Annotated in this window: 19 protein-coding genes; 14 read left to right on the top strand and 5 right to left on the bottom strand. The window is 36.9% G+C overall.

The window, feature by feature from the left end; genetic code table 11:
* Positions 1 to 89: 89 nt before the first annotated feature.
* Positions 90 to 743, bottom strand: a complete 654-nt coding sequence (locus ABXZ36_RS03520; RefSeq protein ID WP_354614089.1) for a metal-dependent transcriptional regulator — start codon at positions 741 to 743, stop codon at positions 90 to 92.
* 276 nt (positions 744 to 1,019) lie between these two features.
* Between ABXZ36_RS03520 and ABXZ36_RS03515 the strand changes: the two genes are divergently transcribed.
* Together ABXZ36_RS03515 and ABXZ36_RS03510 are read left to right on the top strand one after the other, a co-directional pair.
* A complete protein-coding gene (locus tag ABXZ36_RS03515) occupies positions 1,020 to 2,231 on the top strand; it encodes a lycopene cyclase family protein (protein WP_354614088.1) in 1,212 nt (403 codons plus the stop codon).
* A gap of 28 nt (positions 2,232 to 2,259) precedes the next feature.
* The gene (locus ABXZ36_RS03510) at positions 2,260 to 2,823 is read left to right on the top strand and encodes a GNAT family acetyltransferase (protein WP_354614087.1); all 564 of its coding nucleotides are present in this window, start codon (positions 2,260 to 2,262) and stop codon (positions 2,821 to 2,823) included.
* Positions 2,824 to 2,854: 31 nt separating this feature from the next.
* On the opposite strand, the gene ABXZ36_RS03505 is transcribed toward ABXZ36_RS03510, so the two are convergent.
* Positions 2,855 to 3,829, bottom strand: a complete 975-nt coding sequence (locus tag ABXZ36_RS03505; RefSeq protein ID WP_354614086.1) for a polyprenyl synthetase family protein — start codon at positions 3,827 to 3,829, stop codon at positions 2,855 to 2,857.
* A 160-nt stretch (positions 3,830 to 3,989) separates the two neighbouring features.
* On the opposite strand from ABXZ36_RS03505, the gene ABXZ36_RS03500 reads away from it, so the two are divergent.
* From ABXZ36_RS03500 to ABXZ36_RS03485, 4 genes are read left to right on the top strand one after another with little or no spacing between them, the layout of a single operon-like run.
* Complete coding sequence (locus ABXZ36_RS03500; RefSeq protein WP_354614085.1) at positions 3,990 to 4,595, top strand: TetR/AcrR family transcriptional regulator; 606 nt, start codon at positions 3,990 to 3,992, stop codon at positions 4,593 to 4,595.
* On the top strand, positions 4,596 to 5,933 hold the full coding sequence (locus tag ABXZ36_RS03495) for a TolC family protein (RefSeq protein WP_354614084.1): 1,338 nt from the start codon (positions 4,596 to 4,598) through the stop codon (positions 5,931 to 5,933).
* A 39-nt stretch (positions 5,934 to 5,972) separates the two neighbouring features.
* Complete coding sequence (locus ABXZ36_RS03490) at positions 5,973 to 7,142, top strand: efflux RND transporter periplasmic adaptor subunit (RefSeq protein WP_354614083.1); 1,170 nt, start codon at positions 5,973 to 5,975, stop codon at positions 7,140 to 7,142.
* Between the two features lie 6 nt (positions 7,143 to 7,148).
* Positions 7,149 to 10,625: an efflux RND transporter permease subunit gene (locus ABXZ36_RS03485; RefSeq protein ID WP_354614082.1), complete on the top strand. Its 3,477-nt coding sequence runs from the start codon at positions 7,149 to 7,151 to the stop codon at positions 10,623 to 10,625.
* Between the two features lie 231 nt (positions 10,626 to 10,856).
* Here ABXZ36_RS03485 and ABXZ36_RS03480 read toward each other — a convergent pair whose 3' ends face one another.
* Entirely contained in the window at positions 10,857 to 11,204 is a 348-nt protein-coding gene (locus ABXZ36_RS03480) for a toxin-antitoxin system YwqK family antitoxin (protein ID WP_354614081.1), read from the bottom strand.
* Between the two features lie 291 nt (positions 11,205 to 11,495).
* On the opposite strand from ABXZ36_RS03480, the gene aspS reads away from it, so the two are divergent.
* The 4 genes from aspS (at position 11,496) to ABXZ36_RS03460 (ending at position 15,637) form a co-directional block, all read left to right on the top strand.
* Entirely contained in the window at positions 11,496 to 13,250 is a 1,755-nt protein-coding gene (aspS, locus tag ABXZ36_RS03475; protein WP_354614080.1) for an aspartate--tRNA ligase, read from the top strand.
* A gap of 40 nt (positions 13,251 to 13,290) precedes the next feature.
* Positions 13,291 to 15,081: a chloride channel protein gene (locus ABXZ36_RS03470; protein WP_354614079.1), complete on the top strand. Its 1,791-nt coding sequence runs from the start codon at positions 13,291 to 13,293 to the stop codon at positions 15,079 to 15,081.
* An 8-nt stretch (positions 15,082 to 15,089) separates the two neighbouring features.
* Positions 15,090 to 15,347, top strand: coding sequence for a hypothetical protein (locus tag ABXZ36_RS03465; RefSeq protein WP_354614078.1), 258 nt, complete (start codon positions 15,090 to 15,092; stop codon positions 15,345 to 15,347).
* A 95-nt stretch (positions 15,348 to 15,442) separates the two neighbouring features.
* Positions 15,443 to 15,637: a cold-shock protein gene (locus tag ABXZ36_RS03460; protein WP_354614077.1), complete on the top strand. Its 195-nt coding sequence runs from the start codon at positions 15,443 to 15,445 to the stop codon at positions 15,635 to 15,637.
* Positions 15,638 to 15,716: 79 nt separating this feature from the next.
* Here ABXZ36_RS03460 and ABXZ36_RS03455 read toward each other — a convergent pair whose 3' ends face one another.
* A complete protein-coding gene (locus ABXZ36_RS03455; protein WP_354614076.1) occupies positions 15,717 to 16,166 on the bottom strand; it encodes a nucleoside deaminase in 450 nt (149 codons plus the stop codon).
* Positions 16,167 to 16,241: 75 nt separating this feature from the next.
* Here ABXZ36_RS03455 and ABXZ36_RS03450 point away from each other — a divergent pair, with 75 nt between their 5' ends.
* Both ABXZ36_RS03450 and ABXZ36_RS03445 read left to right on the top strand, forming a co-directional pair.
* The gene (locus tag ABXZ36_RS03450; protein ID WP_354614075.1) at positions 16,242 to 18,005 is read left to right on the top strand and encodes a 1-deoxy-D-xylulose-5-phosphate synthase; all 1,764 of its coding nucleotides are present in this window, start codon (positions 16,242 to 16,244) and stop codon (positions 18,003 to 18,005) included.
* A complete protein-coding gene (locus tag ABXZ36_RS03445; protein WP_354614074.1) occupies positions 17,992 to 19,131 on the top strand; it encodes a DUF3078 domain-containing protein in 1,140 nt (379 codons plus the stop codon). The genes ABXZ36_RS03450 and ABXZ36_RS03445 overlap by 14 nt, the downstream gene beginning before the upstream one ends.
* Here the strand turns inward: ABXZ36_RS03445 and dgt are convergent.
* Positions 19,128 to 20,474 (bottom strand): dGTP triphosphohydrolase, encoded by a 1,347-nt coding sequence (dgt, locus tag ABXZ36_RS03440; protein ID WP_354614073.1) that lies wholly within the window; start codon positions 20,472 to 20,474, stop codon positions 19,128 to 19,130. The two genes, ABXZ36_RS03445 and dgt, sit on opposite strands and share 4 nt — an antisense overlap.
* A 173-nt stretch (positions 20,475 to 20,647) precedes the next feature.
* Here dgt and ABXZ36_RS03435 point away from each other — a divergent pair, with 173 nt between their 5' ends.
* Together ABXZ36_RS03435 and ABXZ36_RS03430 are read left to right on the top strand one after the other, a co-directional pair.
* Positions 20,648 to 21,034: a carboxypeptidase-like regulatory domain-containing protein gene (locus ABXZ36_RS03435; RefSeq protein ID WP_354614072.1), complete on the top strand. Its 387-nt coding sequence runs from the start codon at positions 20,648 to 20,650 to the stop codon at positions 21,032 to 21,034.
* Between the two features lie 286 nt (positions 21,035 to 21,320).
* The gene (locus ABXZ36_RS03430; RefSeq protein WP_354614071.1) at positions 21,321 to 23,594 is read left to right on the top strand and encodes an inorganic phosphate transporter; all 2,274 of its coding nucleotides are present in this window, start codon (positions 21,321 to 21,323) and stop codon (positions 23,592 to 23,594) included.
* Positions 23,595 to 23,612: the final 18 nt, after the last annotated feature.

The raw sequence follows: 23,612 nt of genomic DNA, 5'->3' as shown, positions 1-23,612 counted from the left end.
AACATTTTAATTGGGTATCTAACTTCGAGAAGACCCCATTATGGTTCTTAGGAACATATTTGAAACATCACTTTACTGTTTCCCATTCACTATGAAATTTTAATGTATAGATTAGAAGCTATTTGATTTGAAATATGTTCTCGCCGATCAGCTATTTTAATATAAAAGGAACTATCAAATTCTTCCTTTTCGAGGATAGTTATTTCATCACCTAGTGCAATTTTATTTTTGTCCAAAAATTTCAGGAAGGCTGCGGAGGAATCCTTTACGCCTACACATATCCCTTTTGATGCAACAGGAACCTCACTGAGCAATTTGCGATCTCCGTGTTTAAAATCTCCATTTTTATCGGGAATTGGGTCCCCATGAGGGTCATATTTTGGATAGTTTAATAAGGCATCTAGCTTATCTATAAGTTTATCACTCTTAATATGTTCTAGCTGTTCCGCTACATCATGAACTTCATCCCAAGAAAAATCGAGTTTCTCTACTAAGAAAACCTCCCAAAGACGATGCTTTCTAATAATACCTAAAGCTGTTGTTGTGCCCAATTCTGTCAAGGAAACTCCTTGGTATTTCTTGTAATTAACGAGTTCCTTCTCAGATAATTTTTTGACCATATCCGTAACTGAGGAAGGTTTGGTCTCCATCACCTCAGCAATGGCATTGGTAGAAACGGCCTCCGTTCCCTTATTACCCAAATGAAATATCGTTTTAATATAGTTCTCTTCAGAACGCGTCATAATACATATAAGTTTAGACAAAAATACATTTTTACATTTTAAAAATAATTTTTAGAGCCGTCTAAATTAAATATTCCTTTTTCAGGAACTTAAATGCTGGATGTTCTCTACCCTTTCAAAAACTCTATAGAACTTTTCATGGTACTACTTTCCTAAAACCATTCCTATGGCCTCTAATAAAAACAAAATACTTACGCTTCATTATTAAGACCATAAAAGACAATTGACCAGCTTTATAAATAGGGTTTTTGCTTCCTCAATAATTTGTATTTTTGAATGCAATCAAAATCTTTCAGTGGAAAGCACTATTCACAGCGTTCCACAGGTATTGACTTAAAATACAGTATGGACGCGTTCGATTATATTATTATTGGAGCCGGAGCAGGTGGTTTAATGCTTGCTGAAGCGCTAGGGAAAGATTCTTTTTTTAAGCATAAATCAATTTTGCTATTGGACAAGGATTCTAAAAGCAATAACGATAGAACTTGGTGTTTTTGGGAGGACGGCAAAGGAGATTTTGACTCTATTCTTCACAAAACATGGAACAATATCTATTTTGGTGGTTCAATCTTCGACTCAAGAATGAACATATCTCCATACTCCTATAAAATGATTAAAGGAATTGACTTTTATTCCTCTTACAAAAATAAAATAGCTACGTATCCCAATATTACTTTTAAAACTGATAGGGTTCTTAATATAGAAGATTTAGAGCAGGAAGTAGTGGTTAAGACAGAAAATACGAGTTACACAGCAAAAAAAGTATTTAACAGTATTTTGGATTATAAGGTATTAAAGACTCAGACCAAATACCCCTTATTACAGCAACACTTCATTGGATGGTTCGTAAAAACAGAGAAACCAGTTTTTGATATGGACCAAGCTACATTTATGGATTTCTCCATTCCACAGAAAGGCAATACACGCTTTATGTATGTACTGCCCTTTTCTGAAACCGAAGCCTTGGTGGAGTATACCCTATTTTCTGAAAATCTTCTTCCAGAAGCCGAATACGAAGAGGCAATAGCCTCATATTTACAGGAACAATTACAATGCAGTGCATATACGATCTTAGAAAAAGAAAAGGGCAATATACCAATGACCTGTTTTGATTTTAATATCTTCAATAGTAAAAATCTACTCCATATTGGTATGGCAGGGGGCTGGGCAAAACCCAGTTCTGGTTATACTTTTAGATATGCCTGGAAAAAGACAAAGCTTTTGGTTTCTTTTTTGAAAGAAGACAAACCATTACATAATTTCTCTAAAAAGGATCGATTTTGGTTCTATGACCTGCTCCTATTAGATATTCTGCATAAAGATAACAGCAAAGGTGAATTGATTTTTGGACATCTCTTTAAAAATAGGTCTCCTCAACTAATTTTTAAATTTCTTGACGAAGAGACCAATATATGGGAAGAATTAAAAATAATTACGGCCTGCCCTATATTAGACTTTACCAAAGCCCTTTTAAGAAGGTTATTTTAAAGACATATAAATAAACCCTTGTTCACCTATGATACAGACACGTTTAGGAAATTTATCTGATATTTTTGGGGTACTTAAATTACAAGAGCTAAATCTGTACAAAAATTTATCCGAAGAAGAATTAAAAGGTGGGTTTGTCACCACCCCTTTTACCGCAAAACAAATTGAAGAAATCATTGAGCAGCAAGGTTTATATGTGTGCGTTAATGAACAAGAAAACGTCATAGCCTATGTATTTGCTGGGAGTTGGGCCTATTTTTCGCAGTGGGAAATATTTAATATAATGACTTCTAGGTTTCACAATATTTCCTTTAACAATGTTCAAATTACCACCAATAACAGTTTTCAATACGGTCCTATATGCATCCAAAAGGATTACCGTGGCCAAGGAATTATCAACAGCATATTCGAAACTATGCGTCTTTTTTTTGTTGACAAATACCCCCTAAGTATTACCTTTATTAATAACCTTAACGTAATTTCCAAAAGAGCACATACTCACAAACTTGGATGGCAGGTAATAGATACATTTGAATTCAATAATAAGACCTATATCGCTTTAGCTTTTGACATGACAAAAAACGTTCTTTAAAAGGCATGAAGTACTAAGTTAAAAGGTAGTCCTATACTTTACGCTTCATGAGACTCTCTCCAAAACGTTGTAAGATTTCTTTCTTTTCTGAGGAAATATCCAATTTGTCTAATACCTCAAAAGCATTATTGGTATATTTTTCAATTTCATCTTTTGTCTGTTGCACAGCTGTACTCTCTAAAAAAACGTCCTTTACGGTATTGATCTTTGCGGTAGCATCCTTTGGCTTTATTGAAAACAAATGAGCCAATTCTTGAGCTTGTTGAGGGGTTGCCATCTCCAAAGATTTGAGGTATAAGAATGTTTTTTTATTCTCAATAATATCTCCACCTACCTGTTTGCCAAATGTTTTAGGGTCTCCGAAAGCATCTAAATAATCATCTTGCAATTGAAAAGCAATACCCAAATACCTGCCGAATTCATAAATAGCATGTTGTGACTCTACAGAAGCCCCGGCAATAATTGCACCCATTTTCATGGCAGCAGCAACCAAAACTGCGGTTTTATATTCAATCATCTTTATATACTCAGGAATGGTAACATCTTCCCTATCCTCGAAATCCACATCATACTGTTGGCCCTCACAAACCTCCAATGCTGTTTTACTGAACAATTTTAAAAGATCTTTATAGACCTGCCCCTCATACTCTTCAAAATACTGAATGGCACTTATGAGCATGGCATCACCAGAAAGAATTCCCGTGTTTATGTCCCACTTTTCATGCACAGTAACCTGTCCTCTTCGCAGTGGAGCATCATCCATAATATCATCATGAACCAATGAGAAATTATGGAAAACCTCTACTGCCAAAGCAGCATTCATAGCTTCCACATAATCCTTTCCAAATATATCTGTTGTCATCAATGTTAAGACAGGTCGCAAACGCTTTCCTCCCAGTCCTAAAATATAGCTGATTGGAGCATATAAATTTTCAGGCTCCCTCGTCATGGTTTTAGCTTCTAAATAAGTAATGAATTCTGAACGGTATTGATCTATGCTAAGCATTAATGCAAATTTTAACCAAAAATACACCAAAACAACAAATCATCAAATACTAAAAGCCGATTATGAACATATGCCATTTGCTAAATTAAAGTTAATTGATTGTAAAACTTTGGAAACTTTTATTGTTTTTTAAGTTTCCGCGTTATATTTGCACCCTATTATGAGAGAAACAATCATAGAAAAATCTTCTGAACTATTCTTGAAGCTAGGCTTCAAGAGCATAACCATGGATGATATAGCCCAGGAAATGGGCATTTCCAAAAAGACTATTTACATCCATTTCAATAATAAGACCAATTTAGTAGAGGAATGTACCATGTATATATTCCATAAAATAGTGGAAAATATTAGCTGTATAATAGACCTTAAAAAAAATCCCATCGATGAACTTTATGAGATCAAAAAAATGGTCATGGTACATTTGCATGATGGAAGTGGTTCCACAGAATATCAATTACAAAAATACTACCCTAAAATTTTTATGGCACTAAGAAAAAAGCAATTCCAAATCATGGAAGAATGTATTGTTGACAACGTAAAAAAAGGGGTTGGGGAAGGAATTTATCGTGAAAATATAAACGTGGATTTTATAGGTAGAATATATTTTTCAGGAGTTACAAGTCTAAAAGATCACGACATTTTTCCAGAAGTCCAATTTCCCATTAATATTCTCATGGATGATTTTTTGGAATACCATCTACGGGGAATTGTTACCCCCAAGGGAAGAAAAATATTAAACACTTTAATCAATTCAAATTACGAATAAATGAAACAGCTCATACTAACCGCTTTAACCTTAATAATCAGCTTCTCTGGATTAGCTCAAGAGCAAAAGGTGCAGCGTTTTACGCTTGAAGAGGCGATGGCCTATGCCTTAGAAAATAACTATAAAGCTATTAATGCTCAGAAGGATATTATAGATGCCCAAAAACAAAAGTGGGAAACAATAGCTGGTGGCCTTCCTCAAATAGATGGTGCTCTGAGTTACCAAAATCAATTAAAACAACCAATATCTCTTATCCCTGCAGAGTTTTTTGGGGGAGAACCAGGAACATTTGCGCCCATCATCTTTGGACAGGCACAAACAGCTAATGCAACAGCCACACTAAAACAACAAATTTTTGATGGTTCCTATATTGTGGGGGTACAGGCTTCTAAAGCCTTTATTAGTTACAGTGCCAACAACAAGGAAAAAACAGATCTGGAAGTTCGTAAGGCAGTAGTAGAGGCTTATGGCAATGTGCTACTTGCCAAAGAAAGCGTTGCTATATTTGAGAAAAACAGAGAGGCCCTTAATAAAAACCTATATGAAACCAAAAAAATCTATGAAAACGGTCTGGGAGATGAAGAAAGTGTAGACCAATTACAGATCACTCTTTCATCCGTAGAGAACCAATTACGCAATGGCCAACGCTTGGAGAAACTTACCCTTCAAATGTTAAACCTTGTCATGGGGCTCGACATCACAACACCTACGGTTTTAAAAGAAGATCTTGATAACCTTACCCAAAAAGAAATAGACCTAAGGTTATTAGACCAGGAGTTGACCATGGAAAACAACGTGGATTACAAATTGGCTTATAACCTTAATGAACAACGATTCTTTGAATTGAAGCTCACCAAAAGTAAGGCTTTGCCTACTTTAAACGCCTTCATTAATTATGGTTCTACAGCCTTTAGTCAAAATTTCGATTTTTTTAATAGGGATCAACAATGGTTTGATTCTTCAATTCTTGGGTTTGACCTTAGCATTCCAATTTTCAGTTCCTTTAAAAGAAATGCAACCACCTCACGAGCCAAAATTGCACTAGACAAAGCCAAGATTCAATTAGAAGAAGCAAAAGAAAACATTCGTTTACAATTCGAAAATGCCAAAAGTGAATACCTATTCTCCATTGAACAATATGACACTTCCAAAAATAATCTAGCATTAGCGGAACGCATAGAGCAAAAGAACCAAATTAAATTCTTTGAAGGATTGGCTTCGAGCTTTGAACTTCGACAAGCACAAACACAATTATACACAGCCCAACAGGAATACCTGCAATCCATGGTAGGGGTCATCAACAACAAAACCGAACTAGAAACCATTATCAATAACTAAGAGATCGATAAAAAAATAGCCCTCTTTAATACATTCAAAATGAAAAAAATCTATTACATCCTTGTATCAACACTTGTACTTTCCGCTTGTGGCAATAATGGAAAACAGACAGTGAACAACATTATTGAAGCTGGCGATATTGAAGCTATGAGAGCCAAAAAGAATGAACTTTCGGAGCAATTAAAAACTACGGATACCGAAATAAAACTTCTAGACTCCATGATCTCCACCTTTAACTTAGATGAAAAATTACCGTTGGTAACTACGGTTAAGGCCGAAGAACAAACATTTAATCATTACTTGGAATTACAAGGTGACGTAATGACTAAGCAAAACGTGTTGATCTATCCAGAAATGGCCGGAACCTTACAAAAGGTATATGTTCAAAAAGGACAACAGGTAAGTAAAGGGCAGCTTTTAGCAACTATTGACGATGGTGGTATGGGAAGTCAATTGGAACAGCTTAAAACTCAAACCGAATTGGCAAGAACAACCTTTGAACGTCAAAAGCGATTATGGGATCAAAAAATAGGTTCTGAAATACAATATCTTCAAGCCAAATCCAGCTACGAGGCACAGCAAAACGCAGTCAAGCAATTTCAAAGCCAATTGGGAAAATCCTCAATTAGAGCTCCCTTCTCTGGAATCATAGACAATGTGATCAAAGACCAAGGCACTGTAGTTTCACCTGGTCTAGGATCAGAAGTGTTCCGTATCGTAAACCTCTCGGACATGTATATAGATGTAGAGGTCCCAGAAACGTATTTAGGAAGTGTTACCAAAGGAAAAGAGGCGCAAGTATACTTTCCAGTTTTAGGGGATAGCGCTATCACCAATATCCGCCAGACCGGAAATTTCATCAATCCTAGCAACAGATCCTTTAGTGTGGAGATTCCGGTACCCAACAAAAATGGAAATATTAAACCTAATCTAACGGCCAAGGTACGTATCAACGACTACACCAGTGAAAAAGCCATTTTGATACCACAAAGTATTGTTTCAGAAAATGCTGAAGGTGAGCAATATGCCTATATTGCCATGGAACCCAATGCAGATAATGAGGCTACAGCTAAGAGAATAATTATCACTACTGGAAAGACTCAAGGTGCCCTGATTGAAGTACTATCAGGAATAGAAGATGGAAACCAAGTGATCAAAGAAGGCGCTAGAAGCGTTAAAGATGGTCAAAAAGTAAAAATCATAAATTAAGAGTCTATGAGCAAACAGAAAAAAAACGCTGATAAGGAATTTGGATTATCGTCATGGGCCATTGATAACCCAAGTGTAATCTATGTTATGATCGGGCTCTTTCTATGGATAGGGCTTTCCTCTTATTTTGCAATGCCCAGGGAGGATTTTCCTGAGATAAAGGAAACCAAGATTTATATAAGCACCATATACCCAGGGAATACCGCCGAAGACATTGAGCGTCTGATAACCGATCCTTTGGAGGACAAATTAAAAAACGTGAGTAATTTGGTAGAGATTACTTCTACCTCACAAGAAGATTACTCCATTATTACCGTAGAGTTCAATGAAGAAATTACGGTTGAGGCGGCAAAACAAAAAGTAAAAGACGAAGTAGATAGTGAAAAAGCTACTGAGGACTGGCCCATTTTTAATAATGCCAAGGTAGACCCCAATGTGTTTGACCTTAACTTTTCAGAACAGGTTCCCATAATGAACATCAATTTTACTGGGGATTATCCTGTTGAAAAGTTAAAAGAATTTGCCGAACATATGCAGGACGAAATTGAGGACCTGCCAGAAGTAAAGCAAGTAGATATTAGAGGTGCCCAGGACAAAGAGGTTGAAATTGCAGTGGATGTCTATAAAATGATGGCTTCCAAAGTTAGTTTTGATGATGTTTTGAATACTATTAGAAATGGCAATGTGACCATGTCTGCTGGTAATTTAAAGACCAGTGGCCAAAGACGAACTATTAGAATATTAGGCGAGATTGAAGATCCTAAAGAACTGAACGATTTCGTTGTTAAATCAGAAAATGGAAATGCCGTTTATTTAAAAGATATTGCCCAAGTTACCTTTTCAGAAGAGGAAAAAACAACTTATGCCCGTGAATTTGGAGAAAGTGTTGTTATGCTGGACGTGAAGAAAAGGGCAGGTAAAAATATGATTGAAGCCGCTGATAAGATAAAGGTGATGGTCAAAGAGGCCAAAGCTAACTACTATCCTGCGGATTTAGGGATATCTATTGCAAATGATTCTTCAGGCAGGACCTTGAACCAAGTAGATGACTTGGTCAACAACATCATTTTCGGAATTATTCTGGTGGTCACCGTCCTTATGTTCTTTCTAGGATTCAGAAATGCACTCTTTGTAGGTTTTGCTATCCCAATGTCCATGTTTATGTCGTTCATGATCCTATCATGGCTGGGATACACCTTAAATACTATGATCTTATTTGGAATGATCATGGGCTTGGGAATGTTGGTGGATAACGGTATTGTCGTTGTAGAAAATGTCTATCGACTCATGGATGAGGGAATACCTCGTATCGAGGCCGCCAAAAAAGGGATTGGAGAAATAGCATTCCCAATTATTATATCTACCGCTACTACGGTAGCTGCTTTTGTTCCATTGGGATTATGGCCCGGTATTTTTGGACAGTTCATGATCTACTTACCAATTACCCTCTCGGTGGTACTCGGATCTTCCCTGTTTGTGGCCATATTTATGAATTCCATGTTGGTGTCCAATTTTATGGATATAGGAGAAAAGGAGCTGACCTTAAAACAGTTGATCCGTCTAAGCATCATCATGGGTGGTCTTGGGATTTTTATTCTTTTGTTCGGTGGAACAGTAAGAGGATTGGGTTCTGTTTTGATCATTACCGCTGCCATGTTCTGGATTTATAAATATTTTCTAAAAAAATGGGCGATTAGTTTTCAAAAGAATGCCATGGTCCGTTTTGAAAATTGGTACGAAAGAAGATTGATACATGCCCTTAGGGGAAATAATGTCTATTGGTATTTTGGTATGACTGTAATAATGCTAATAAGTGCATTTATGCTTTTTGGGGTCTCCATTTCCACCCAAAGGACCAAAATAGAGTTTTTTCCGGATAACGTCCCCAACGAGGTATATGTGTATATAGAATATCCTCAAGGAACTTCCATTGAAAAAACCAAAGAGCTGACACTTGATATTGAAAAACGCGTTTATACTGTAATTAATAGCGATAAATATACAAGTGCCAATGGAGAATTTAATTACTTGGTAGAATCTGCTGTATCACAGGTAGGTGAAGGTGCCGGGAATCCACTAACAGATGGTGGCTCTGCGGCAGAAATGCCCCATCGAGGAAAGCTTACCATTTCCATGAGAGAGTTTAAATACAGGAATGGTCTGGATACTGAAGTGCTCAGGGAAAATATACAAGAATCACTTAAGGGAATCTATCCTGGGGTAGCTATTTCAGTGGAGAAAGATGCGGTCGGTCCTCCAGCTGGATACCCAATCAATATAGAGCTGCAGGGCAAAGATTACGATGAGTTGATCAATACCGCAGAGGATATGCGAAATTTTATCAATACTAAAAATATTGCCGGGATTGAGGAATTGAAGATCGATGTAAACAAAGGGAAACCTTCCATGCAGGTCGTAGTTGACCGCGAGAAAGCAGGGGAATTGGGAGTATCGGTAGGACAGGTAGGGAATCAGTTAAGACGATCCCTTTTTGGTGAAAAAGCAGGTATCTACAAAAAAGATGGAGAGGACTATAACATCAACGTCCGTTTTAATGAAGGGGACCGATACGAAAAAAGTGCCCTTTTTAACCAAAACATTATTTTTAGGGATCCTGCAAACGGAAAGATCAAAGAAATTCCAATTTCTGCAGTGGCTTCCCAAAGAAACACCTCTTCTTTCAGCGCCATTAAACACCGGGATAACAAAAGGGTTGTTACCGTTTATTCTGGATTGAAGCCAGGATTCACGGATGCCGCGGCCATTGTAACTGAAATCCAAAAGGAAATGGAAAATTACAAAACCCTTCCTAAGGATGTTAAGTTTGATTATACCGGTCAGATCGAAGAACAGAACAAGCAAATGCAGTTTTTGGTAGGTGCCTTTTTTACTGGTTTAGGTCTCATTATGCTAATTTTGATTTTTCAATTTGGGGGAATTTCTAAACCCGCCATTATCATGATCGCCATATTCCTTAGTTTCATAGGTGTATTTGGCGGGCTTATCATTACAGGTAAACCTTTCGTTATAATGATGACCATGGTGGGAATTATCTCCTTGGCAGGAATCGTAGTGAACAACGGGGTAGTACTCTTAGATTATACCCAAATTCTAATAGATCGGAAAAAAGTTAAGCTAGATATTAGCGATAGGAACCTATTATCTAAGGATGATGTGAGAGAGTCTATTATAGCAGGTGGTAAGGCTAGATTACGCCCTGTACTCTTAACAGCCATTACAACAGTCTTAGGACTAATCCCATTGGCTATTGGTTTAAATATAGATTTCTTTTCACTGTTCTCTGAGTTTGATCCAAATATTTATATTGGAGGTGACAATGTTATCTTCTGGGGTCCATTGGCTTGGACGGTGATCTATGGATTAATTGTAGCCACCTTCCTTACATTGATAATTGTTCCCGTACTATTTTTTATTACCTACAGGTTCAAGATTAAGTTCAGAGGGGTTAATTCTAGTTCATAAAAGCAGAGTCGATTATCAGCTAATATTTAAAGCAGTGCATTTTTAAAAATGCACTGCTTTTTTCATTCAGAAAAGTGGCGGTACCATTAACCTATTATGACACTGAAAAAGCAGTTTCCCGATAGACGGCATTCTAAAAAACATCCTTCTTATGCCTTTAAGTAAATTGAATTGAATCCATAAAAAAACCCGCTGTTTCCAGCAGGTTGTATTATATAAGGTATAGTTGTATTAATTGATCACTACGTTTCCAGATTTATCCCATTGGGTAACTCCAGCAATACGACTATCAACAAAATCTACCTCTTGTAAACCGTCAGCCTTCCAAAAGAACCACTTTCCGGCTTTTTGACCTTCCACATAAGAACCCAAGGCAATTTTTTCTCCTTTTTCATTGAACATCGTCCATTCTCCATGAAGCTTCCCATTTAAAAAATGTCCTGATTGAGATACTACCCCATTTTCATGGAAATAGGTAGCTTTTACCATATCTCCAACTTTTTCGAAATTTGGTTGCGTTGATTGTGCGTATGTCGCTAATGTGAATATAAATGCAAAAAATATAGATGCTACTTTCATTTTATTTGGGAATTAAATTATCATTTCTATAAGCTAACGTTGTAAAGTTACAAATATTTTACAATTAAACAAGATTTAAATAACATTTAATTTACATTAAATTAACATTGGACATCGCGAAAGGGGTCATCAAATCTCTTAAACAAAAAATATATCATCCAAAACGAACAATAGCGCTAGTTTTAAAAATTTATGTTCTGTTTGAATCTAAAATATTTTACGACATACCATCTTATTGTTTCAGCTTATCGCTATACTTCTTACATTTGCTACTCAATTAAGCTATTTTAAATGTATAGAAGTGAAACCTGTGGCCAGTTAAGGTCTTCAGACATCAATAAAGAAGTAGTCCTCTCCGGATGGGTGCAAAAAGTTAGAGACAAAGGATTTATGATTTGGGCCGATTTAAGGGACCGTTATGGCATTACTCAATTAATTTTTGATGAGGAGCGTACCTCAAAAGAAATTATGGAACAGGCCAAATCCTTAGGAAGGGAATTTGTGGTCCAGATAAACGGAAAAGTCATAGAAAGATCCTCCAAGAATCCGAATATGGCAACTGGGGATATTGAAATATTGGTTTCCAAACTCGTGGTATTAAATAAATCCCTACTTCCTCCATTTACCATAGAGGACCAAACGGATGGTGGGGAAGATATCCGAATGAAATATCGTTACCTTGATATAAGAAGAAACCCAGTAAAGAATAACCTTATCTTTAGACACAAGGTGACCATGGAGGTGAGGAAATACCTTTCGGATCAGGCATTTATAGAAGTTGAAACTCCATATTTAATTAAATCCACACCTGAAGGTGCTAGAGATTTTGTGGTGCCAAGTAGAATGAACGAAGGTCAATTTTATGCCCTACCACAATCGCCTCAGACCTTTAAGCAATTGCTTATGGTAGGTGGCATGGATAAATATTTCCAGATCGTAAAATGTTTTAGGGACGAGGATCTCAGGGCCGACCGCCAACCGGAGTTTACTCAGATCGACTGTGAAATGGCATTCGTCGAACAAGAAGATATATTACAAGTCTTCGAAGGGCTTACACGACATCTTCTAAAAGAAATCAAAGGTGTTGAAATTGGGGATTTCCCACGTATGACCTATGATGATGCCATGCAAAAATACGGTAACGACAAGCCCGACATTCGTTTTGGAATGGAGTTTGGCGAATTGAACACCGTGACCCAACACAAAGATTTTGCAATATTCAATGATGCCGAGCTAGTAGTAGGAATTGCTGTTCCTGGTGGAGCGGCATACACTAGAAAAGAAATTGATGCGCTTATCGACTGGGTGAGAAGACCTCAAGTGGGGGCCAAAGGAATGGTCTATGCCAAATATAATGAAGACGGCAGTTTTAAATCTTCGGTTGATAAGTTCTATAATGAAAAAGATATTGCACAATGGGCCGATGTGACCAATGCCAAACCTGGGGATTTAATCTGTGTGCTATCTGGTGAAACGCTTAAAACAAGAACACAGCTGAGTGCTTTACGAATGGAATTGGCACAACGTCTAGGCTTGAGGAACAAGGATGAATTTGCACCTTTATGGGTGGTAGATTTCCCATTGTTAGAATTGGATGAGGAAACTGGACACTACCATGCCATGCACCATCCTTTTACTTCCCCAAAACCTGGTCAAATGGAATTGTTGGATAGTAATCCGGGAGCTGTTAAGGCCAATGCGTATGACTTAGTATTAAATGGAAATGAAATTGGAGGTGGGTCTATTCGTATCCACGATAAAGAAACACAAGCCACTATGTTTAGGCATTTAGGTTTTACAGCTGAAGAAGCTAAAGCCCAATTTGGGTTCTTAATGGATGCCTTTCAATACGGTGCTCCTCCACATGGTGGACTAGCATTTGGATTAGACAGGCTGGTCGCCATATTAGGCGGGCAGGAAACTATTAGGGACTTTATTGCCTTTCCAAAAAACAACAGCGGCAGGGATGTGATGATAGATGCTCCAGCCTTTATAGATGATGCACAATTAAAGGAATTAAATCTTAAATTAGATATTCAATCATAACTTAAAAATCCCGTTTTTAAAACGGGATTTTTTATAACCAATGGTACAAAACAAACCTTTACTTACCCGTTTTTTAATTTGGCGCGCCAAACATATATCACAAAGGCAATTTGTATATATATTAAGCATCCTAATTGGTTTTACCTCAGGGGTTGGTGCCGTAATCCTAAAAAACTTAACACACTTCTTTCAACATTTACTAGAGGGCAAAGTGGTAAGATTCTACCACAATGCCTTTTACTTTGTATTCCCTCTTATTGGTTTGGCTTTAGTGTACTTAATTATCACATATGTTATAAGAAACAAGGTAAGCCATGGTATTCCTTCCACACTTTTTGCTATATCAAAACGCAAAGGAATTATTAGAAAATACCAGATGTTTGGCTCTATCCTCACGGCCCCCATTACGGTAGGTTTTGGAGGATCTGTAGGTTTGGAAGGTCCTACTGTATCCACAGGTGCCGCAATCAGTTCCAATATCGCGAGAATGTTCCATATGAACCAAACCACGCGAAATCTATTGATTGGCTGTGCAGCTGCCGGTGCACTCTCCTCTATTTTTAAAGCTCCTATCGCTGCAATCATTTTTGCCATTGAGGTTTTTAGTCTTGATTTGACTATTGCCTCGATGCTACCGTTACTTCTAGCCTCCATTTCAGCAATTATAACCTCTTATTTTTTCTTTGGATCCGATGTCTTGCTCCCTTTTAAAATTGAGGATAGTTTTAAAATTATAGATGTGCCATTCTTTATAGCCCTTGGTCTTGTAGCCGGACTGGTTTCCATCTATTTTACAGAGGTATATGATAGAATGCAAAAATTATTTGACAGAATAGGATCTCCTATAAAACGATTGTTATTAGGTGGTTCTATTTTGGGTGTACTCATATACCTTGTTCCTCCACTTTACGGCGAAGGATTTGAGGTGATCAACAATTTACTTAAAGGCAATCCAGAAAAAGTACTGGAAAACAACTTGTTCAATTTAGACCTATCCAATATATGGATGGTAATTGGTTTGCTAGCAGGCTTAGTCTTCTTTAAGGTTATAGCCAGTGCATTAACCTTTGGTGCAGGTGGAGTGGGGGGCATTTTTGCCCCAACTCTATTTATGGGAAGTATTATGGGTAATTGTCTCGCAAAAATAATCAATAATATAGGTGTTTTTAATAACCAGATTTCGGAAAGTAACTTTACTCTGGTAGGAATGGCAGGACTCATGGCAGGAGTATTACACGCCCCCTTAACTGCCATCTTCCTTATTGCGGAAGTCACTGGAGGATATGAACTATTTATTCCCTTAATGATAACCTCAGCCCTTTCTTTCTCGATTACCAAATATGTGCACCCCCATTCCGTCTATAATATGGAACTAGGGCGTAAAGGAGATTTGATTACGCACAATAAAGATCATGCGGTCTTGACCCTGATGGACATGAATAAAGTTATTGAAGATAATTTTATAACCCTGTATCCAGAAATGACTTTGGGGGAAATTGTTCATGAAGCGGTCATAAAATCGAGTCGCAACATCTTTCCCGTCGTTAACAAAACCGACAACACCCTCATGGGAATTATACTTTTAGACGATATTAGACCTATTATGTTCGACCAAACCTTGTATAAAGAGGTGCTTGCACAAGATGTAATGCAACCCGCCCCAGAAATCATTAATGTTGATGAAGATAAAATGACGGATATTATGCAAAAATTTCAAGATAGCGGTGCTTGGAATCTTCCCGTAATAAAAGATGGCAAATATCACGGTTTTGTTTCAAAATCCAAGCTATTGACAGTCTATAGGAGAAAATTGATCAATTTTACAAAATAAAAATCATCATGAAAATCAAATACCTAATCATAATACTTCTTCTCGCCTCCTTCGGCAGTATAATTTATGGTTTTACCATTATGGAAACGAACGCTATAATAGGCAATAAGTACATTGGCTTTGGAACAGTAGGTATCTTTCTGATTGCTATGCCTCTTTTCCTGATAAAGGAAAGCAAGGGTAAAAAAGTAAAAGATTACATGTTAACAGAAGAAAATATTAGAAAAATGCAAGGAAAAAAAGACGAAAAGCCTGATAATCAATAATTTTACTTCAATCTTGATCTTGTTTTCTACACATTCCATCAAAAAAACATAACTTAGTAATTCAAACTATTTGTTTATTTTTTAATTTTTATTGAATGACTGGAACTGTTAAATTTTTTAATGTATCCAAAGGCTACGGATTCATTACCAATGACAACACCGGAAAAGACATTTTTGTTCACGCAACAGGATTGAACGGAGTTGAGTTAAACGAAGGCGACAAAGTAGAATACCAAGAAGAAGAGGGCAGAAAAGGAGTGGTTGCTGCACAAGTGCAAGTAATTGGATGATATATTTTATTTTGATTAGAAACAAAGGAGCCTTCTGTATGAAAGGCTTCTTTTATTTTTACAATAGATATTTATTCAATTAATTAAGGTTCCTACGCTGTATAAAGAACTTTTTTAAAAGATCTGAAGCTTCATCTTCCATGACTCCTCCTCTAATCGTAGTTTTCGGGTGAAGGGTGGATTCCATTACTCCGCAACCCCTTTCAGTATCAGTAGCCCCATAGACTATATTGGTAATTTGACTCCAATATAAAGCCCCTGCACACATTTGACAAGGCTCCAAAGTGACATAAAGGGTGCAATTATGTAAATATTTACCTCCCAAGAAATTGGCTGCAGAAGTTATGGCTTGCATTTCTGCATGTGCAGTAACATCATTTAACTGTTCTGTTAAATTGTGTGCCCGACCAATAATCCTATTTTCTATAACAATAATAGCTCCTACAGGCACTTCCCCTTTATCAAATGCGGTTTCAGCCTCTTGTAAGGCTTTTTTCATGAAATACGCATCGTCCATTTTTAAATCCATACCCTCAAAATTACAATTTTAACCTATTATGTACCTCAATCAAAAAATGAATTTAATGTACATTTGCCTGAAGCTATGAAACACCTAGATAAAATAAACCTGCCAGAAGATCTTCGACAGTTAAAAACTGCGGATTTGCCTCAGCTTGCAAAAGAATTAAGGACATTTATCATAGATATTGTTGCCACCAAAGAAGGACATCTAGGTGCCAGTCTTGGTGTTGTTGAACTTACAATTGCCCTTCATTATGTATACAACACTCCATTAGATAAATTGATTTGGGATGTAGGACATCAGGCATATGTTCATAAAATACTTACAGGAAGGAAAAATCTATTTGAAACTAACCGACAAATGGGAGGCATTAGTGGCTTTCCTAATCGTAGGGAAAGTATATATGATGACTTTGGTACAGGACATAGCTCTACCTCCATTTCCGCTATTTTAGGAATGGCTATTGCATCAAAAATTAAAGGGGATAAAGACAGACAGCATATAGCCGTCATTGGGGATGCCTCCATAGCGAGCGGGATGGCTTTTGAAGGATTAAACCACGCAGGAGTAACCGATACAAATATTCTTATTATTCTAAATGATAATGCCATTGGTATAGATCCAAGTGTTGGTGCGCTCAAAAAATACTTGACCAATGTTAAAAAGGGTACTGCCAAAGAAGAGAATATTTTTGAATGTTTAAATTTTGATTATTCCGGACCTATAGATGGTCATGATATTACTATTTTAATTGCAGAGCTAGAACGTTTAAAAAACGTAAAAGGTCCAAAATTACTGCATATAATTACAACCAAGGGCAAGGGACTCCTTCAAGCAGAAGCAGATCAGGTAACGTATCACGCCCCAGGAAAATTTGATAAATTAACTGGTGACCTAATTCCAAAGTCGACCCAGGAAGGGCCCCCTAAATACCAAGATGTATTTGGACACAGCATCGTGGAACTAGCTAAAAACAATATGCACATCATAGGCATTACCCCTGCTATGCCAACAGGAAGTTCCCTTAAGTATATGATGGAACAAATTCCCGATAGGGCATTTGATGTGGGTATTGCAGAACAACATGCGGTTACCATGGCTGCAGGAATGGCTGCAGAAGGACTAGTGCCGTTTTGTAACATATATTCCACTTTCCTACAGCGGGCTTACGATCAGGTTATACATGATGTGGCCTTGCAGAAATTACCAGTCATATTCTGCTTGGATAGGGCAGGATTAGTTGGGCAGGATGGTGCCACCCATCATGGGGTCTATGATATTGCCTACCTTAGATGTATTCCCAATATGATCATTTTTGCACCAATGAATGAGATGGAGCTTAGAAATATCATGTATACTGCCCAATTAGGATTAGATAGACCCATTGCCATACGGTATCCAAGGGGCAGAGGAGTGTTAAAAGATTGGAAACAACCTTTTCAAAAAATAACTATAGGAACAGCTGTGGAATTACAAAAGGGCACAAAAATTGCCGTGCTTTCACTCGGACATATAGGCAATAGTATTAAAGAACTTTTAAAGGATGTTGATAGCAGTAGGAAGATAGGTCATTACAATATGCGTTTTGTAAAACCTTTAGATGAAAAAATGGTGGAAATGATCCTAGAAAATTACGAACACATAATAACTATAGAGGATGGATCTAAAATTGGTGGTATGGGAAGTGCAGTATTGGAGTTTTCAAACCTAATAGGGTCCAATAAAAAGATAAAAATATTTGGCATAGACGATACCTTTATAGAACATGGCACCGTAGATGAGTTACAGGCCTTGTGTAACATAGATGTTTTATCGCTTAAAAATTATATACATGAGCTTTATTGAGTACTGTTTTGCGGCGATCAAAAGATGGATTATTTTTCTTCTGCTTGTCTTAAGTCTTTCCGCAATTACCGCACAAGATACTATCCCAATAAGACAACCAATAGATACCTCTGCCGTAGATACTATAACGATGGACACCATTGTTATACGAGCCATACAGTCCAAGATCAGAAATATTCCCCGTAGTGTATACCTTTCCAATCCTATTGTCTCTTTCAAAAAAACAAAAGCAAGGACCAAAGCATTTCATAAATTTAAAGTGCCTTCCTTTTGGATAAATGAAAATGTTCTCAACATCAATTTCAATGAAGCCGCCTTCGTCAATTGGAAGGCCGGGGGCGATAATGCGATTGCCGCTGCTGGAAACCTAAAATTTATTAAAAATTATAAATTCAGGTATATACAGTGGGATAATGATCTGGAATTTAGATATGGCCTCAATGCCCAAGAGGGACGTAAAATAAGGAAAACTGAAGACCTTATAAGAATTACCTCCACTTTTGGTTATAGGAGGGACACTATAAGTAATTGGTATTATTCAGTAAAGGCAAATTTTAACACCCAATTTTCAAATGGGTATAAATACCCGGACAGGTCTACTCCTGTTTCAACGTTTATGGCTCCTGGATATTTGTTTTTGGGAGCGGGGACCTCGTTCATACCCGAAGGAAAAAAAATTAATCTTTATATTTCTCCTATTACCCAAAAAATCACCTTTGTACAAGATCAAACCTTAGCTAATCAGGGCGCTTTTGGGGTTAAAAAAGCGGTTTTTGATAGCGAAGGAAATGTTGTTTCCCCTGGCGAGAAGGTATTCATGGAATTTGGCTTCCTGATTACCAATACATGGCAAAAACAGATTTTTGAAAATATTTTTTTAGATCATCGAGTAAACCTCTACACAGATTATCTACAAAAATTCGGAAACATAGATGTAGACTGGGAGCTTAACATAAAACTAGTCGTCAATAAATACATACAGACCACCATTGGTGCCCAACTCATCTATGATGATGATATTAAGTTTAATGAGATCCTAGCCGAGGATGGAACTATCGTTGATTCTGGTGGGCCTAGAATCCAATTCAAACAATTATTAGGAGTAGGTGTTGCCTACACCTTTTAAAGCTGTCTTCCCATTATTTTATTATGGATATGTACCGCAGCCCCATCGGATAGACTAGCCACATAACAGCAGGTGTTCAAAAGAATTTTATAAATAGAAAGATCATCTGTTTGTTGATAAAAAGAAGGTAGCGTCTTTATAATCAACAAATCATAATTTGATGCATTTCCTTCCGTTTTCTTAACTAAGGCGTTTGTATATACGTCCAAGATGTCTGAAATAATCCTGTACCCTGCTAGTTCTTTTTCTATGACTTCCTGTGATTGGTATATCTTTTCCACGCTTAGTTGGATAATATCAGAAATTTGTGCCTTGTATTTACTCTTATCCAATAATGATACCCCAAATGTGCCATTTAATATAGCTTCTTCATTTTCCACAAATACATCAATAACATCAGTAATCAAGGTGCTAATCGCCAAAGCACGCAAATAGCTAAGTCGATCTTCCATGAATGCCATGTCATTATATTTTTTGGTGTTGATGGTATCCTTAACCAATTTAATCAAATATTCCAAGGCAAAATCTTCTGGGATCAGTCCCAGATTAATCCCATCTTCAAAATCAATAATAGTATAACAAATATCATCAGCCGCTTCGACCAAATAGGTTAAAGGATGCCTTGAGAAAGATGTATCTTTGCCATGTCTCGTTTGGTTTAAACCAAGTTCCTTAGCCACTTCCTCAAAAAAATGGCGGTCTGTCTGGAAAAAGCCAAACTTTTTATCTGCAATATGTCCTGTTGGCTTTTTAGGAAGTGATTCTTTAGGATATTTCATAAAGGCCCCAAGGGTAGCATAACTTAGTCGTAACCCCCCTTGAACCCCTTCTCTCGTTTCTGTCAATAGTTTTAACCCATTAGCGTTACCCTCAAAATCTATGATGTCCTGATATTCCTTATCAGACAAGGTTGAACGATAGTGCTGTCCGTTTCCCGTTTTGAAATATTCCCCTATCGCCTTTTCCCCACTATGACCAAATGGTGGGTTACCTATATCATGTGCAAGGGCCGCTGCGGCAACGATCGCCCCAAAATCATTAAACTGATACCCATGCACCTCCCGCAAATAGGGATGTTTTTCTAATATTTTTTTTCCGGCAATCCTTCCTAAACTTCTTCCAACTACTGAAACCTCCAAACTATGGGTAAGTCTAGTGTGTACGAAGTCGGTCTTTGACAACGGAATTACCTGCGTTTTATCTTGTAGACTTCTAAAGGCGGCAGAAAATATAACACGGTCATAATCGACTTCAAAACCTAATCGGGTTTCATCTTGTTCTTTTCGAAGTCTTTTATGAGTATCTCCTTGCCTTCTTAGAGATAACAATTGTTCCCAAATCATATAAAAATATTTGAAGACGCAAGATACATTTTTAAGCTATATCCGCTGTTAAGGATTGGTATTTGACCAGCACGAAATGACCATAACCTTAACGTACTCATTATTTAACGTTAACCCTCGGTTAACTTTAGTTTTACATTACAATCTTTTATTTGCATTGTTAATTAAAATGTATGAACAAATTATTTGTAATAGGAATACTTTTGATCTCAGGATTGGGTTTTGCACAAAATGACGGATCGGTAAGAGGTACTATTTTAGATTACGACATGAATAACGAACCCATGTTATATGCCAATATAAAGGTAAAAAACACATCGTATTCAGCTGAAACTAATTTTCATGGTAATTTTGAAATACCAAATGTTGAACCAGGTAATTATACCCTAGTAATTAGCTATTTAGGTTACGAAACACTAGAGCTTCCGCTTGTCGTTTCTGAGAATAATGTCACCGAAATACACGATGGTCTTGAAACTAAAAAATTAACTTTAGGTGATATTTCATCTTTGGATTATAATAATGACAGCTCATCTATAGAGTTGAGAACGAAATTATAAAATAGGTGTTTACTGCTCCTAGCCAAAATTAATCTTTAATCTATAATTTCTCTGATTAATTTCCTGACACATCCACATATTTTCAACTTTAATAAAATTTAGTACTCTTTATCCTTTTAGGCTCATAATACCTTAGCCTCATGTACCTTATTTTAAACTAAAAAGGTCCAAAAGAATCAAACAGAATCCCTATTTTTACAGACGGTCATAAGGTTTTCGGGTTTAATAACTTTTTATTAACCTTGGGTCCGGATTATAATTTCATTTTTGTGTTTATTTAAATTCAATGGGAGAAAATATTTATGTATTTCTAATTGTAGCATTGGCAATTTTGGCTATCACAGATTTGGTGGTAGGTGTTAGTAATGACGCAGTAAACTTCTTGAATTCTGCTATAGGCTCCAAAGCAGTTTCCTTTAAAACTATTATGATTGTTGCGAGTGTTGGTGTAGCCTTTGGGGCTATGTCTTCCAGCGGTATGATGGAGGTGGCTAGGAAGGGAATATTTAATCCTGGTGAGTTTATGTTCTCAGAGGTGATGATCATTTTTATGGCTGTAATGATTACCGACATCCTACTTTTAGACTTTTTCAATACTTTGGGAATGCCAACTTCGACAACCGTTTCCATAGTTTTTGAGTTACTGGGTGCTTCCGTAGCGGTTGGCCTTATCAAAATAATGGCTAACGGTGAGGATTACGCCATGCTAAGTGAATATATCAATACCGATAAGGCAACAGAAATTGTGTTTGGTATCCTACTTTCAGTTGTTATCGCCTTTACCATCGGAGCCCTTATACAATTTTTTACAAGAATATTATTGTCCTTTAAATTTGAAGAACGTCCTAAATGGATGGGAAGCATTTTTGGGGGAGTCGCCATTACCGCAATTAATTATTTTATTGTTGTTAAAGGATTGAAGGGAGCTTCTGTATTCAACGGGGCCTTAATAGAATTTATCAGCACCAATTCCAGTCTTTTTTTATTAATCAACCTAATGGTTTGGACGTTTTTAGCTTGGTTAGCTACTTCTTTTTTTAAGATAAACATTTATAAAATAGTTATCGTCGTTGGAACCTTTGCCCTTGCCATGGCCTTTGCTGGTAATGACTTGGTAAATTTCATTGGTGTTCCAATTGCCGCTTGGCAGTCTTTTCAAGAATGGCAAGCTTCAGGGATTTCTGCGGCAGAGTTTAATATGATCGGATTAACAGCACCAGTTAAAACACCTACTATATTACTGTTGATAGCAGGATTGGTAATGGTGGGTACCTTGTGGTTTTCTTCGAAAGCCATAGCCGTAGTAAAAACAAGCGTCGATCTTTCGCGACAAGACGAAGGCAATGAGCGCTTCCAACCCAATTTCCTCTCAAGACTAATAGTAAAATTCACGATAACCATTGCCGACGTCTTTAATTCTTTGGTTCCTCAAAAACTTCAAAATAAAATAGACACCCAATTTGAAAAGCCAGTTAGGATAGGATCTAGCAACAAAAATGTGGAGCAACCTGCCTTTGATCTAGTTAGGGCAGCCGTGAACCTAATGGTGGCTAGTATTCTCATTTCCTTAGCTACTTCTATGAAATTGCCTCTATCTACAACATATGTTACTTTTATGGTGGCTATGGGATCTTCCTTAGCGGATAGGGCATGGGGAGCAGAAAGTGCAGTATACAGAGTTGCTGGTGTACTTAATGTAATCGGTGGGTGGTTTTCAACAGCTATAATAGCCTTCGTTGCTGCTGCTTTAATTGCCTACTTCATTCATTTAGGTGGCACAGTAGCGATTACTATTCTTTTAGCAATTGCTGCTATTCTTATTCTTAGAAATTATATCAGTCACAATAAAAAATCAAAAGAAATAAAGGCTGAGGACAGTTTAAGAAAATCGGAGAGCAGCTCTATTCAAGGAGTTATTGAAGAAAGTGCAAATAATATTGCTAACGTTGTAAAACGAAGTAATAAAATATATACCAATACGATCAACGGACTTGCTAAACAAGATCTTGAACTTCTTAAAAAGAATAAAAAAGGTGTGACTAAGTTGTCTGCAGAGGTAGATGAATTAAGGGACCATATTTTTTACTTTATCAAAAATCTCGACGAGGCCAGTGTAGGGGCTAGCAACTTTTATATAAACATTTTGGGCTATCTTCAAGATATGGCCCAGTCTTTAGAATACATTAGTAAAATAAGCCATAAACACATAAATAATAACCACAAAAAATTAAAATATAATCAGATTAAGGAACTCAAGGAAATAGATCAAAGATTAGAAACGCTCTTTAACGAAACTCAACATGCATTTGACAACAGGTCCTTTGAAAAAATTGGTCAGCTTCTCAACAGCAAAGAAGAACTCCTTTTGATGGTATCACAAAAAATTGAGAAACAGGTAGAAAGGACCCGTACGGAAGAATCGAGCCCTAAAAATACCACACTATATTTTACCTTGCTATTAGAAACCAAAGATTTGATTACAGCGACCACTAACTTATTAGAATTATATTATAAGAAGCACGATAGTTCTGTAATACCCGCTAAGTTGGATACTAAATAAACCGATGTATATTTAAAT

The organism is Sediminicola arcticus, from assembly GCF_040566695.1.
GTDB lineage: Bacteria > Bacteroidota > Bacteroidia > Flavobacteriales > Flavobacteriaceae > Sediminicola > Sediminicola arcticus.
This window is presented reverse-complemented; position numbering and strand designations above follow the sequence as displayed.

Excerpts from the sequence above, each read along its gene's own strand:
- ABXZ36_RS03520 (WP_354614089.1), bottom strand. The coding sequence starts at position 743 with ATGACGCGTTCTGAAGAGAACTATATTAAAACGATATTTCATTTGGGT.
- ABXZ36_RS03515 (WP_354614088.1), top strand. The coding sequence starts at position 1,020 with ATGCAATCAAAATCTTTCAGTGGAAAGCACTATTCACAGCGTTCCACA.
- ABXZ36_RS03510 (WP_354614087.1), top strand. The coding sequence starts at position 2,260 with ATGATACAGACACGTTTAGGAAATTTATCTGATATTTTTGGGGTACTT.
- ABXZ36_RS03505 (WP_354614086.1), bottom strand. The coding sequence starts at position 3,829 with ATGCTTAGCATAGATCAATACCGTTCAGAATTCATTACTTATTTAGAA.
- ABXZ36_RS03500 (WP_354614085.1), top strand. The coding sequence starts at position 3,990 with ATGAGAGAAACAATCATAGAAAAATCTTCTGAACTATTCTTGAAGCTA.
- ABXZ36_RS03495 (WP_354614084.1), top strand. The coding sequence starts at position 4,596 with ATGAAACAGCTCATACTAACCGCTTTAACCTTAATAATCAGCTTCTCT.
- ABXZ36_RS03490 (WP_354614083.1), top strand. The coding sequence starts at position 5,973 with ATGAAAAAAATCTATTACATCCTTGTATCAACACTTGTACTTTCCGCT.
- ABXZ36_RS03485 (WP_354614082.1), top strand. The coding sequence starts at position 7,149 with ATGAGCAAACAGAAAAAAAACGCTGATAAGGAATTTGGATTATCGTCA.
- ABXZ36_RS03480 (WP_354614081.1), bottom strand. The coding sequence starts at position 11,204 with ATGAAAGTAGCATCTATATTTTTTGCATTTATATTCACATTAGCGACA.
- aspS (WP_354614080.1), top strand. The coding sequence starts at position 11,496 with ATGTATAGAAGTGAAACCTGTGGCCAGTTAAGGTCTTCAGACATCAAT.
- ABXZ36_RS03470 (WP_354614079.1), top strand. The coding sequence starts at position 13,291 with ATGGTACAAAACAAACCTTTACTTACCCGTTTTTTAATTTGGCGCGCC.
- ABXZ36_RS03465 (WP_354614078.1), top strand. The coding sequence starts at position 15,090 with ATGAAAATCAAATACCTAATCATAATACTTCTTCTCGCCTCCTTCGGC.
- ABXZ36_RS03460 (WP_354614077.1), top strand. The coding sequence starts at position 15,443 with ATGACTGGAACTGTTAAATTTTTTAATGTATCCAAAGGCTACGGATTC.
- ABXZ36_RS03455 (WP_354614076.1), bottom strand. The coding sequence starts at position 16,166 with ATGGATTTAAAAATGGACGATGCGTATTTCATGAAAAAAGCCTTACAA.
- ABXZ36_RS03450 (WP_354614075.1), top strand. The coding sequence starts at position 16,242 with ATGAAACACCTAGATAAAATAAACCTGCCAGAAGATCTTCGACAGTTA.
- ABXZ36_RS03445 (WP_354614074.1), top strand. The coding sequence starts at position 17,992 with ATGAGCTTTATTGAGTACTGTTTTGCGGCGATCAAAAGATGGATTATT.
- dgt (WP_354614073.1), bottom strand. The coding sequence starts at position 20,474 with ATGATTTGGGAACAATTGTTATCTCTAAGAAGGCAAGGAGATACTCAT.
- ABXZ36_RS03435 (WP_354614072.1), top strand. The coding sequence starts at position 20,648 with ATGAACAAATTATTTGTAATAGGAATACTTTTGATCTCAGGATTGGGT.
- ABXZ36_RS03430 (WP_354614071.1), top strand. The coding sequence starts at position 21,321 with ATGGGAGAAAATATTTATGTATTTCTAATTGTAGCATTGGCAATTTTG.